Genomic DNA, 12979 nt, shown 5'->3' on the forward strand with positions numbered 1-12979 from the left:
ATGTCGGCCAGAAGGTGAAAATATCCCGCCACATCCTTCGCCAGCGTCTTGTCGCCGCCAACCCACAAATTGGCCAGGAAACCGGTTAATATCCCCGCGACCATGCCCATGAGGATGAAACCCGTCAGTCGCGATTTCATGAGATCACCAATTCAGAAAATAGCAATTGCCGGGCCAGCGGCAGGCGTGACCCGGCGGCTATGCGGGTCAGTCTTTTGCGGATTTGCGGTAGTCGAGCGAGGGGGCCTTGTCTCCCAGCAGCGAACGATAGACGAAGTCCGCTCCCCGGCGCTTTTCCAGCTCCGCCTTCGCCGCGGCCAATATGTCGGGACTTTGGAACAGCTGGGCAGCGGTCAGCGCAATCGTCTTCGCAGCCGTGACGGCGCCCTTCACGCCGATGCTGGTGCCGCTCGCCGCCACCGCCTGCCAACTGTGCGGCGGCGTGCCTGGTGCCCATGTCGCTGCAACCATGCCCGCAGTGGGGGTCGTGTAGCTCACATCGCCCACATCGGTCGATGCTGGCGATACCTGTCCGCTGGTGTAGGGACCGATCGATCCATCACCCATGCGGGTTCCTTTGGGGAAGGTCGACTGTATCTTGCTGATGAACGCCTGTTCCTCCGCAGTGTGGGACGGCAAGGTCAGACTTTTGAGATTGTCATACATGACATGGCCCAAAGTGTCGTTGGGCAGCAGGTCGAACGTTCCGCCGACCTGATCGAACTCCACCGTCGTGCCGGTTCCCAGCGCCGCGCCTTCGGCCGCCTTCTTCACGCGCTCCATGATCTCCGAAACCACCTTCTGATCCGGGTGGCGGACATAATAATAGACCTCGGCGGTATCCGGCACGACATTGGGCGCCTTGCCGCCATCGGTGATCACATAATGGATGCGCGTTTCCTGTGGCACATGCTCGCGCATCATATTGACCATATTGTCCATCGCCTCCACGCCATCGAGCGCGGAACGGCCGCGATCAGGCGCGGCGGCTGCGTGGGCGGCGATGCCGTGGAAGCGGAACTTGCCGCTGATATTGGCCAGCGCCCGCCCCTGCGAGGCATTATTGCCGTCAGCGGGATGCCAGTGGAGCATGGCAGACACGTCTTTGGTCAGCCCCTCCCGCACCAGGAAGACCTTGCCTGATCCGCCTTCCTCGGCGGGGGCGCCATAGAGGCGCAATTCGCCCTTGATGCCGTGCGCGACCATCCATTTCTTGGTCGCGATCGCCGCTTCCACCGATGCCGCGCCGAACAGATTATGACCACAACCATGGCCTGCAATGCCCGGTATCGGTTTACGCTCCGGCTCGGCGGCCTGCGGCAGGCCGGGCAATGCGTCGAATTCCGCCAGAATGCCGATGACCGGACCGTCGCCGGTCTTGAAGCTGGCGATGAAGGCGGTCGGCATGCCCGCCACGCCAGCCTTGACGGCAAAGCCAGCCGCCTTCAGCGTCTTTTGAAGGAGAGCGGAGCTTTTCGTCTCCTGAAATCCGACCTCGGCATAGTTCCAGATCGCAAGCGCGTTCTTTTCCAGAGAGGGCGTATCGCGATCGATGTCCGCCAGGATCGCCATGCGATCGCTTTCGGCAAGTGGGCCCGCAAGCGCCGGAACGGAAACAGATACCGCAAGCAGGCTGAGCAAGGACCAGGCAACTGACTTCATCGACACGCACCCCTTGATATTGGTTCAGAAATAAGGACGGCCCGCATAAGGCGTTTCTCATGCGGGCCAGCCGGACACGTCAGCGCGCGCCGAACGCCATGCGCAACTGCACGCCGATCACGCGCGGCTCGTTGTAGACCAGAGACGTCGCCGTGATGGACGGCGTCACCACGCCGCCCGCAGCGGCATAGGTGACGTCGAACAGGTTCCGCACGAACAGGCCAAGGTCGATGCCCCGTCCTTCGATGTCATTCAGGTCGAACTTCAGGTTGACCGTATCATACGCCTTCTGCGTGCCGTTGGTGTCGAGCGGCCGCTCGACATACCAGACCTTGGAACTGTGGAACCAGTTGGCGTTGATGACCAGCTCCGCGAAACCGCCCAGATCATGCGCGTAACGCGCTCCCGCACCCAGCGTCCATTTGGGCGTGTAGGAGAATTTGTTATTGACCGGATTGGCGCCAAGCAGCGGCACGAAAGCGGCCGGTGCCGAATATTCATCATATTTGGCATCGGTGTAGGCGCCAAAGCCCGTCACGCTGAAGCCGCGGACCGGCGTTATCGAAAAGTCGAATTCCGTGCCCTTGATGGTCGCCTTCGCCGCGTTGATGATCAGGTTGCCCGGATCGTTCGACGGATCATTGTCGCCGTCGAAGTTCGCGCCGGGGAAGATCGAGCGCTGGATGTTGCTGTATTTGCTGGTGTAGGCCGCGATATTGAAACGCCCCTTCACATCGCCGATCTGCCAGCTGCTCTTGATCCCCGCCTCATAGTCGGTGACCTTTTCGGGCTTGTAGGTTTCAAAGCCGTCGAAATAGGAAGAAAGACCGCTCTGGTTGAAACCCGCCGCGCGATAGCCGCGGCGATTGGTGATGTAGAGGAAGATGTCGTCATTGACCTTATAGTCGAAGCCCAGCGTCCAGGTCGGCGCCTTCGACTTTTCCGCGCCGGTCCTGCCGCCCCGCGCTTCGCAATCATCCGGTCCGATACGGTCGAGCGTGGACAGCACGGCGACCGAGCAACCCGACGACTTGTCCCAGGTATAGCGGAAACCGCCATTGAAGCGCAGGCCATCGGCGAAACCGCCAAAGGCATAGCCGATCTGGCCGAACAGCGCCTTGCTCGTAGCGCTGTTGTAATTCTCGTTATATGTGAAGGTACGGCCCGGAATGACCGCCGCATAGGTGACCCCGCCATTCACGCCGGTTGGATCGCTCTTCAGGTAAAAGGCGCCCACGATCCAGTCGAGCCTGTCGTTGAACAGCTTGCCCATGATCTGGAACTCGTTCGAATATTGCTCGACAGCAGTATTCGAACGGCTTTCGTTCAGCTGGAGATAGGAGCCGTCCATGTCGCGCGCGGCGTCGACCTTGCTCCTGCGATATCCGAAGATGTTCTTGAAGGTCACGGCGCCCACGTCCAGCGTCGTGGTGTTCGCAATGCCCCAGAAGGTGCGGTTGGAACGTGGCGCGATGCTGGTCGATACGTCGCGCACGCCGTTCGCCTTCTGCTCGGCAAGGGCGATGTCGATATCGCAGCCCGCGACGCCGCAATCAAAATAGGGAGCGTTGACCGCATTGCGGGCGTTGCCGCCGCCTGGGACCGCGGGGTTGGGGTAGACGCCGTTAAGGATAGTGCCGGTGCCGTTCTCCTTCGCCTTGTAATAGTCGAAGACGGTGACGTTCTTCAGGCCGTCGACCGGCTCCAGCAGCAGCGAGCCGCGCAAGGCATCATTGTGCCGATCGTCCAGATCGCCGCCGACACCATGATTCTTGGTATAGCCGTCGCGGCGGGCAATCTGCCCCGCGAGGCGCAGCGCCACCCTGTCCTCGACGAGCGGAACGTTCACCGCGCCTTCGAAGGTCCGCTCATTATATGAGCCCAGCGTCAGCTGGCCGTAGCCGCCAAAATCATAGTCGGGCGCGACCGGGTAGAGCAGCAGCGCGCCGCCCGTCGTGTTGCGGCCGAACAGTGTGCCCTGCGGCCCTTTCAGCACCTGGATCGAACCCACGTCGAAGGTCGGCACGATGCTGCCTTCATTAGGCAGCGGCACATCGGCGAAATAGGTGACGACCGATGGCGCAGCGGCCCCGGCGGTAGCGCGGCGCTGGCCGCGGATCACGATGCTGGGGGTATCACGCGAGGTTTGCGGCGCAACGTTCAGGCCCGGTGTCGTATAGGTGAGGTCCTGGGTGCTGACCACGGCCTTTTCGCGCAGCATCTCTTCATTGAAGGCCGTGATGGAGACTGGAACGGTCTGCGCGCTTTCCTCGCGGCGGCGCGCCGTGACGGTGATCTCCCCGCCCGGATCGTCGCTGATCTGCGGCGGCGTCTGGGCATGCGCACCTGGCGCCGCAATAGCGGCAAGCGAACTGGCGAGCAGCAATGCGGATGCTGTACGATAGGCCATAGTATGATTTCCCCTTATCGTGGCTCTGCCCTCTTTTCGGTTTTTCAGGAGGGCCGATGATCGCAAGACGCAAGCGCGCGCCGATCATTCGGGGTAATGACAAAAATATTTCAGATGACGCTCTTCACGCCGCTCGGCTAAGAACCGGCGAGGATCGACCGGAGTAAAACGCCATCTTCCCGCTACGCAGGACATCGCCGGACCCAGTCGTTCCCGTGCACGACCTGACCGCCTATGTGCCCGCGTTGCGGCGCTATATCGCCAAGCGGGCCGATGCGGCCGATGTCGACGATCTGGTCCAGGACGTGCTGCTGCGCATGCATGTGCGCGGTCAGGCGGAGGCGATCGACAATATCGAGGGATATCTGTTCCAGGTTGCTGCCAGCGTCCTGACCGATCGTGCGCGGCGCGATCGAACCCGTGAGCGCAGCGCCCATTGCGAGCTGACGGAATCCTTCCATCCGGTGGAGAATCGCACGCCAGAACGCGTGCTGCGCGGACGCGAGGATGTCGATCGGCTGGTGGAGGCATTGGAGGCGATGCCGGACCTGACCCGCGATGCCTTCGTCCTGCACCGTTTCGAGGAAATGTCCTATGACGCCATCGGCGAGCATCTGGGCATTTCGACGAGCGCCGTCGGGCGGCACCTGATGAAGGCCGTGCGTTTCCTCGCCGCGAGGGACTTGCCATGAGCAAGGCTTTCGACGCCCGCGCGCTGGAACAGATCGATTCTCCGGAAGCGACCGCCGCTGCCTATTTCAGCCATTTCCGTTCCCCCAATGCCACGGCGGAGGATTATCTGGCGTTCGAGCATTGGCACGCGCGTGACGAGGCGCATCGCAAAGCCTGGGCACGCGTCGAGCAGGAATGGGAAGGAGCTGGCAAGATGCGCGCCGACGCCCGAATCCTTGCCATTCGCGAAAGAGCGCTGGCCAACCGCCGTCCGCGCCGCAATTGGCGCCGCCCGGTCGCTGTGGCGGCAGCTATCGGAGCCGTGATGATCGGCGGCATCGCCTGGCAGCGGCATCAGGATACGCCTGCCAGACTTGCCCAGGCCGAAGCACGCACATTTTCGACCGGCACCGGTCAGCAGGCATCCTTCCGCATGTTGGACGGATCGACCATCACGATCAACACCGGATCGACCCTGACCGTCAGCGAAAGCGATACGCGCCGCAGCACGCGTATGAAGCAGGGCGAAGCCTTTTTCGAGGTTGCGAAAAATCCCCGCAAACCCTTCGTGGTCGAAGCGGAAGGCGTGACGGTGACGGCGCTCGGCACGGCCTTCGCCGTCCGCGATCTGGGCGGCGATGGCGTGCGCGTGACGCTTGTGCATGGCCGCGTACGCGTCGACATGCCTGCGGCCGCCGGGAAACCGCCCCAGTCCACGCTGCTGTCGCCTTATATGCAATTGACCTGGCGGAAGGGCCGTTACAGCATCGCGCCAGTGAACACCGCTCAGCAACTTAGCTGGCGGCAGGGTATGATCGTCTTCGACCGCACTCCGCTCGCCCAGGCAGTCGCGGAGATCAACCGCTACAGCCCGCAGGAGATCGTGGTCGCCAGCGCCTCGCTCGCCCGGCGGCCGATCAGCGGCAGTTTCCGCGCTGGTGTCACACGCGGCTTCCTGCAAAGCCTGGAGGCCAGCGGCATCGCCCGCGTGGTCAACGAAAGCGCCACGGGCGCCGAACTGGTGGAACCCTGAGCGGGCCACGCCCGGCAAAATCCTATTCGAAGGAATAACGCATCCGCACGCCAAAGGTCCGCGGCGCGCCCGGAATGATCGTGGCGGCCGTGAACATCGGATTGAGCGTCCCGCCAGCGCTGGCATAATAGCGGTCCGTCAGATTGCGGCCCCAGATTTCCAGGTCCAGCGCCCGCCCCCCTACCCGCCTCCAACTGATGGCCCCGCCCAGAAGGCCGTAAGCAGGCTGAACGCCGAAACGATCGTTCACCCGTTCGGCGAAGCGGATCGTGCTGACATAGCTATAGTCGATTTCCAGTTCCAGCCGCCCCAGCCGATCAGGCAAGGGAAATTCCCGGACCAGGCTCACAGTCCCGCTGAAGCGCGGCGTGTAGGAAAAACGGTTGTTGATCGGATCGCTGCCCAGCAATGGCGCCAGCAAGGCAGGCGCGTCGACCCTGGTATATCGCGCGTCGACATAGGAAAAGCTGACCGTCGCGCGCAGATGGCTGCCGGCATTGGCTGCCAGTTCGCCATCCATCCCCATCACGCGGGCGCGCGATACGTTGACGTAGAAGGAAATAGGGTCGTTGCCGGGATCGCCATCGCCATCGAAGCCGGGACCGGGGAACAGCGCCCGCTGGATATTGCGGTAGAGACCGGCGTAGATGGCGGCGGCGTAAGAGCCATGGATCGGACCAAGGGTCCATCGTCCCTTCGCGCCCGCTTCCAGATCAGTGAAACTTTCCGGCCCGAACTGCTGGAACGGCGCGAGTGCGCCACCCAGTGCCGGGCTGTTATAGCCGCCTGATCGGAACGCACGGCGGCTGGTCAGATACAGGCTGCTTTCGCCTCTTCGGCGGGTAAGGGCCGCCGTCCATGTCAACCGGCCGGACGTGAAGGAGGACAGCGATCCCCCCATGCCGATACAGTCGTTGTGCGACTGGGGCTCCGCGTTCGCGCTGCGCAGGGAACAGCCGCGCACGCGCTCTCCGGTGTAGCGCAGTCCCAGGTCCGCTGTCAGCCGGGGCGCCAGGGGAACAGCCACCTGGCCGAAGAGTGCCGCGCTTCGGAAGGTCTGATAATTGGCGATGAAGTCGGCAGGCTTCCCCGGCCGGGTGAATTGCGCGCTTTTCTGCAACATCGTCCCCGATGGCGCGCTTTCGAGGAAGAACAGCCCGGCAATGTAACGCGCTCCGCCCCACCGGCCCTGCACCTGAACTTCCTCGGTCAGCTGCCGCAAATTGGTGCGAGCGCCGAGATCGTTGATCGCCAGCGGCGTGCCGTCGCCATCCAGCGCATTGACGATCCTGGTCGACCTCCAACCAGCGATGTTACGCAGCAGCAGATCGTCATCGCCATATTCGATGATGTTCGTCACCCCGCGGAAGCGCCGCCTGAAAAGCGGCGAGAGCCCCGATTGGGACGTCCTTCTTCCCAGCCGCTGTTGCTGCTCCAGCAAGGCGTCGACATCACATGCGCCTTGGCCACAATCGAAATAGGGCGCGTTTTCTTCCGTGCGAGCGCTCCCGCCGCCATAGACCCCCGTCAGTATCTGGACGGAACCGCGCTCGTCCGCATTGAGCATGTCGAGCGTCAGGAGTGACCTGAACCGTCCTTCCGGTGCGAGACGCAGCACGGCACGCGCCGCATCGCTATGTGCATCGTCCGCCCTTCCGCCCGACGCCATGCGGATGAAGCCGTCCCTGCGCATCCGCTGCGCCGCGATCCGCAGCGACCATGCGCCAGCCGGGGATAGCTCGACAGCTCCCTCGATCCGGTTCATCCCGTAGTTACCGGCATCCGCCTCGACATAAGATGGCACGCCGTCGCCAGGCTTGACGGAATGGAGCAAAATTGCGCCGCTGGTCGTGTTGCGGCCGAACAATGTTCCCTGCGGCCCCCGCAGGATCTCGATGGAGGCTATGTCGTAAAGCGGGGAAAGAGCCGCCTGGTTGGGCAATGGCACCTCTTCCTGATACACGACCAGGGGAAGGCGGTTTTGGTCGCTGATCGATCGCCGCTGCCCGCGCATGACCAACAGCGGCGTCGCACTGGACGTCTGGCCGGTGGCGACGAATCCCGGCGTGACGCGCGCCAGATCGGCCAATGTGCGGACTGCTCGCCTGCGAAGCGCATCGGGATCGCTGCGCGCTATCAGCAGCGGCACCTCCGCCCCGCTTTCCGGCCGCCGCCGCGCCGTGACCAGTATCTCCGGGCCGATCGAGGGCGCCGGGGCTTCTACCCGTGCCGGGCGGGACCTGGCGGGCTGGATGATATAGACGCTCCTGCCGACGCGGCGGATGCTCACGCGCAGCCCTTCCGTCATATGCTTCAGCGCGTCCTCGACATCCATTGATCCACGGATGGACCGCGTGCGCCTTTCCTCCAGTCCGGGGGCATTCAGCAATATCTCGACCTGCGCCTGCCTGGCCAGTTCCGCGATCGCGACGCTCAGCCTTTGCGCCGGAACATCCACAGTGCCGGTTCTCGCTTGGGCATCCATGGCCATTGTTGCAGCGGCAGCCGACAGGATCGAGGTGCAGACGATGCGAACGAACAACCGGCTCTATCCCTGATTTCCCGCATGCAGCTGAGACAAATATCGTCCGGGGACGGTATCGGCGAAACAGCCCCGTCGCAAGCCGCCGCAACCCCGGCGAATATCCCCCGCACGCCCGATGTAGAAGGCAAGGCATGGAAAACAAAGGCGCCGCACCCACGGCATAGACGATATCTACGGGATCTATAGCACAATCGCGACTGGAGTGATGGTCAGGTCCTGGCTCGCGTTGAGACATAGCCAGAGCCGCCCTTCACGGCGATCTGGTCCGCCGTCTGACGCGCGCTCGCGGCAATTGCTTCGCGCAGCTCACCGGCATCGCGCCCTCGGCGTTCATGTGCAGACGAAAGCGAACGATCGTCGGCAGGTCGAACCGAGTGCCCGTCTGCCGCTGACAGGAAATCCAGCATGTCTTCCCAAGTCTCAGGGAGCGCTCAGATTGTCTGGCCCCCCGACACCTCGATACGCTGTCCGTTGACCCAGCGGTTGTCCGGGCCAAGCAGGCTCGCCACCATCGGTCCGATGTCATCAGGCACGCCGACGCGGCCGAGTGCGGTCATGCCGGCGAAGGCCTGATTGTAATCGGGAATGTCGCGTACCGCGCCGCCCAGGAAGTCTGTCTCGATCGCGCCGGGCGCGACACAGTTGGCGGTAATGCCGCGGCTGCCCAGTTCCCTGGCCATGTAGATGGTCAGGATCTCGACAGCACGCTTGGCCGCCGAATAAGCCGAGAAGCCGGGGAAAGACACGCGGGTCAGGCCGGAAGAGAAGTTGATGATGCGGCCTCCATCCGCGAGCACCGGCAGCAGTGCCTGCGTCAGGAAGAACACGCCCTTGACGTGAACGCTGAACAGGGCGTCGAACTGCCCCTCGGTCGTGGCGGCGAAGCCGGCCATCTCGCCATGCCCCGCATTGTTGACGAGGTGGTCGATCGTGTCGCGGTTCCATGTGGCGGACAGGGCGGACCGCAATGCCTCCACAAAGGCGGGAAAAGCCGAGATATCGCTGGTATCGAGCTGTAATGCGACTGCCTTGCGCCCCAGCGCCTCGATTTCCGCGACGGCGGCTTCGGCATTTTCCTTGCCGCTGCGGTAGGTGAGGATAACATCGCCTCCATGGCGGGCGATGCTGGTGGCGGTGTTGCGGCCCAGGCCGCGGCTGCCGCCGGTAACGAGTGAAATCGTGGTCATCTATGCCTCCGGGTTGAGATGCAGCCTTATGCATCCCCTGCTCCGTTCCGTGTTGCGTGATCCTTCGTAATCCTTGCCTGATTATGCAGAGCACGTTGCCGCACGGCGTTGGGCGGCTTAATCAGGAGACATGACCGATCAGCTTCTGGACTATGCTCGCCGCTATGCCGACGCCTTTGCCGATCGCGACGGGGTCGCGGCGACGCCCCTCGATGGCCTCATCATCCTGCGCGAAACGGCCCCGTCCATGCTGCAATATGCCGTGTCGAAACCGCTGGTGGCGCTGGTCCTGCAAGGCAGCAAGCGCGTCACGATGGGCAGCAGCACGTTCGACTTCGGGGCTGGCGACAGCCTCCTGATCACAACCGACGTGCCGACCGTCAGCCAGATCACGGCCGCCAGCCAAATCTTGCCTTATTATTCGCTGGTTCTTGAACTGAGCCCTGAAATCATCAGCGATCTGGTGGGAGAGATCGGTCCCGCGCCCATTGAGCAGGAACGGCCCGTGCGCGTCGATCCGACCGAAGACGAAGTCGCGGGCGCTGCGCTGCGTATCCTTCGGTTGCTCGACCGACCCGCGGCGCTTGCGGTGCTCGGACGGCAACTTGTCCGCGAACTGCATTATTGGCTCCTTCGGAGCAGCCATGGCGGCGCCATCCGTGCGCTTGGAGTCGCCGACAGCCACGCCCGGCGGATTGCCCGCGCGGTGGCGATCCTGCGCGAGCGCTATTCGGAAACTGTCCGGATCGAGGCGCTGGCAAGCGCCGCGGGCATGAGCCTTTCCGCTTTCCATACCCATTTTCGCGCCATTACCTCCCTGACGCCGTTGCAGTTCCAGAAGCAGCTTCGCCTGATCGAGGCGCGCCGCCGGATGCTTGCGCTGGGCGAGGCGGTGAGTAATGCCGCTTATGGCGTGGGGTATGAAAGCGTTCCGCAGTTCACGCGCGAATATGGGCGCCTGTTCGGCCAGCCGCCGGCGCGCGATATTCGGGACGCACGGGGCCGGCTGAACATCGCCGCATAGGCATTTGTCAGATGCCGCGTTGGTGATCGGCTTCGGCGTTCGTGCCTGATCGAACGTAAAACATGCCGGATCCTGCATCCCTGCGGCCGACGACTTCAAAAGCTTGACGAGCAAAGGCATGCGCCATCAAACATTGTAGCAGCAAATTTGGAGAAACCGAGCGATGGCGAGGGAAGCAGAGATCGCAACTATTCTGCCTTTTCCTGCGGCGGATGGCTCCGTTGCCGGCAGCGATCAGGTCGACCGATAGCTCCCAGAGGCGCGCCGCGTCGGGGGTGTCGAGAGCCTTTGCCGACGGCCGCTCCTCCGTAGGATATCCGCGCTTGCCGCCGAGCCGGTCGGGACCATAATAGGCCCCGTCCCGGGCGGCCGGATCGGTCGCCGCGTACAGAGTGGGCAGCGCGCCCTGCCACGCAGGCTGGAATAGGTCCGCCGATGTGATCGTGAGTGTGGACCCTGCGGTTATCATGGGCCATGGTCAGTTTCCTTTCGCGACGATGCCGGGCGTCGACGGGCCGGGCCTCGGCCGACCCTGTCCGTAGCGCGCGTAGAGCGCGGGCAGCACGAACAGGGTAAGCAGCGTCGCGGAGACGAGGCCGCCGATCACCACGGTGGCGAGCGGCTTTTGTACCTCCGCCCCCGATCCGGTGGCGATCGCCATCGGCACGAAGCCGAGGCTCGCGACCAGCGCGGTCATCACCACCGGGCGCAGGCGCATCGTCGCGCCCTCACGCACCGCCGTCGCCCGATCCATCCCGCGCGCCATCAGGTTCTGGATCGACGTCACCATGACAAGGCCGTTCAGCACCGCGATGCCGGACAGGGCGATGAACCCCACCGCCGCCGAGATCGAGAAGGGCATGCCGCGCGCGAACAGGGCGAGCACGCCACCGACCAGCGCCAGCGGCACGCCGGTGAACACGATGGCCGCGTCGCGCACGCTGCGCAGCGCGCCATACAGCAGCAGGATGATGAGCGCGAAGCAGCCGGGCACGACCAGCATCAGCCGCGCGCTGGCCGAGCGCAGGTTCTCGAACTGGCCGCCCCAGTCGAGATATTGCCCGGCGGGCAGCCGGACCTGGGCGGCGATCGCGGCCCGGGCGTCGGCGACGACCCCGGCCACGTCGCGCCCGCGGACATTGGCCTGGACGACCACGCGCCGCTTGCCGTCCTCGCGGCTGATCTGGTTAGGCCCCTCGGTAAGGGCAATGTCGGCGACGCTTTGCAGCGGCACGAAGCCGCCGTTCGGCAGCGGCACTGGCACTTGGCCCAGCGCCTGGAGATCGGCGCGCGCCGCATCCGACAGGCGGATGGTAACCGCGAACCGCCGGTCGCCTTCGAAGATCATGCCCGCGTCGCGGCCGCCGACCGCCGCCGATACCGTGTCCTGCACGGTGCGCGCGGTAACGCCGAGCCGCGCCATCATGTCGCGGCGAGGACGGATGTCGAGCATCGGCAGGCCCTCGGTCTGCTCGACGCGCACATCGGTCGCGCCCCGCGTCTGCCGCAGGATCGCGGCGATGCGGTTGGCGGTCGCGGTCATCGCGTCGGCATCGTCGCCGAACACCTTGACTGCGATGTCGCCGCGCACGCCCGCGATCAGCTCGTTGAACCGCATCTGGATCGGCTGGCTGATCTCGAACGCGCCACCGGGCAGGCTTTCGAGCACCCGCTCCACCTTGGCTACCAGCGCGGCTTTGGGCAGGTTCCGGTCCGGCCACTGGTCACGCGGCTTCATGATGATGAAGGTGTCGGAGATGTTGGGGGGCATCGGATCGGAGGCGAGTTCCGCCGTGCCGGTCTTGGAGAAGACGAAGCGCACCTCGGGCAGCCGCGCGATGGCACGCTCGATGCGTGATTGCATCGCCTGGCTCTGATCGACCGAGGTGCCGGGGATGCGCAGCACCTGTGCCGTCAGGTCGCCTTCGTCGAGCTGGGGCAGGAACTCCTGGCCGAGCAGCGAGAAGGTGAGGATACCGGCAAGGAATGCGCCGACGCCCACTCCGATGGTGAGGCGCGGCCGCTTCATCGCCCGGTCCAGCCCCGGCTCGTACCGGCGCTTGAGCCAGGACATGATCCGCCCCTCCTTCTCTTCCACCGGCCGCGAGAGCAGACAAGCCAGCATCGCCGGCACGAAGGTGAGCGAGAGGACGAAGGCACAGGCGAGCGCAATGATGACGGTCAGCGCCATCGGCGTGAACGTCTTGCCCTCGACGCCGGTCAGGGTCAGCAGCGGGATGTAGACGAGGATGATGATCGCCTGCCCGAACACCGAGGGCCGGATCATCTCGCGCGCGGCCTGCGCGACCACCGCCAGCCGCTCGTCGAGCTTGAGGGGGCGGCCATGATGGTGCTGCCGTTCGGCGATGCGGCGCAGGGCATTCTCGACGATGATGACTGTGGACCGGCGTGCAAAAGGGACCCCGTTAGCGGGGTGATCGGCGTC

9 protein-coding genes and 1 pseudogene are annotated in these 12979 nt (G+C 64.1%); 3 read left to right on the forward strand and 7 right to left on the reverse strand.

Annotated features, from left to right (window positions below; all coding sequences use genetic code 11):
- From ET21_RS27640 to ET21_RS0109520, 3 genes and pseudogenes are all read right to left on the reverse strand, one after another.
- Positions 1 to 140, reverse strand: a pseudogene (locus tag ET21_RS27640) (dicarboxylate/amino acid:cation symporter); the annotation flags it as partial.
- 67 nt (positions 141 to 207) lie between these two features.
- A complete protein-coding gene (locus tag ET21_RS0109515) occupies positions 208 to 1662 on the reverse strand; it encodes an amidohydrolase (RefSeq protein WP_021239941.1) in 1455 nt (484 codons plus the stop codon).
- A 79-nt stretch (positions 1663 to 1741) separates the two neighbouring features.
- Positions 1742 to 4072, reverse strand: a complete 2331-nt coding sequence (locus ET21_RS0109520; RefSeq protein WP_021239940.1) for a TonB-dependent receptor — start codon at positions 4070 to 4072, stop codon at positions 1742 to 1744.
- 215 nt (positions 4073 to 4287) lie between these two features.
- Between ET21_RS0109520 and ET21_RS0109525 the strand changes: the two genes are divergently transcribed.
- Entirely contained in the window at positions 4288 to 4764 is a 477-nt protein-coding gene (locus ET21_RS0109525) for an RNA polymerase sigma factor (RefSeq protein ID WP_030539496.1), read from the forward strand.
- A complete protein-coding gene (locus ET21_RS0109530) occupies positions 4761 to 5777 on the forward strand; it encodes a FecR domain-containing protein (protein WP_030539497.1) in 1017 nt (338 codons plus the stop codon). The genes ET21_RS0109525 and ET21_RS0109530 overlap by 4 nt, the downstream gene beginning before the upstream one ends.
- Before the next feature lie 22 nt (positions 5778 to 5799).
- Here the strand turns inward: ET21_RS0109530 and ET21_RS0109535 are convergent, their stop codons facing one another.
- Both ET21_RS0109535 and ET21_RS0109540 read right to left on the reverse strand, forming a co-directional pair.
- Positions 5800 to 8319, reverse strand: a complete 2520-nt coding sequence (locus ET21_RS0109535) for a TonB-dependent receptor (protein ID WP_030539498.1) — start codon at positions 8317 to 8319, stop codon at positions 5800 to 5802.
- A 434-nt stretch (positions 8320 to 8753) separates the two neighbouring features.
- Positions 8754 to 9509, reverse strand: coding sequence for an SDR family NAD(P)-dependent oxidoreductase (locus ET21_RS0109540; RefSeq protein WP_030539499.1), 756 nt, complete (start codon positions 9507 to 9509; stop codon positions 8754 to 8756).
- 130 nt (positions 9510 to 9639) lie between these two features.
- Here ET21_RS0109540 and ET21_RS0109545 point away from each other — a divergent pair, with 130 nt between their 5' ends.
- Positions 9640 to 10533, forward strand: coding sequence for an AraC family transcriptional regulator (locus tag ET21_RS0109545; RefSeq protein ID WP_030539500.1), 894 nt, complete (start codon positions 9640 to 9642; stop codon positions 10531 to 10533).
- 7 nt (positions 10534 to 10540) lie between these two features.
- Here the strand turns inward: ET21_RS0109545 and ET21_RS28300 are convergent, their stop codons facing one another.
- Both ET21_RS28300 and ET21_RS0109555 read right to left on the reverse strand, forming a co-directional pair.
- Positions 10541 to 11002 carry a hypothetical protein gene (locus ET21_RS28300; RefSeq protein ID WP_021239934.1) on the reverse strand — a complete coding sequence of 154 codons (462 nt, stop codon included), beginning with the start codon at positions 11000 to 11002 and terminating at the stop codon, positions 10541 to 10543.
- A 9-nt stretch (positions 11003 to 11011) separates the two neighbouring features.
- On the reverse strand, positions 11012 to 12979 hold a 1968-nt coding region (locus ET21_RS0109555), incomplete at its 5' end, for an efflux RND transporter permease subunit (protein WP_156029076.1).

Source organism: Sphingobium sp. DC-2, assembly GCF_000722555.1.
GTDB lineage: Bacteria > Pseudomonadota > Alphaproteobacteria > Sphingomonadales > Sphingomonadaceae > Sphingobium > Sphingobium quisquiliarum.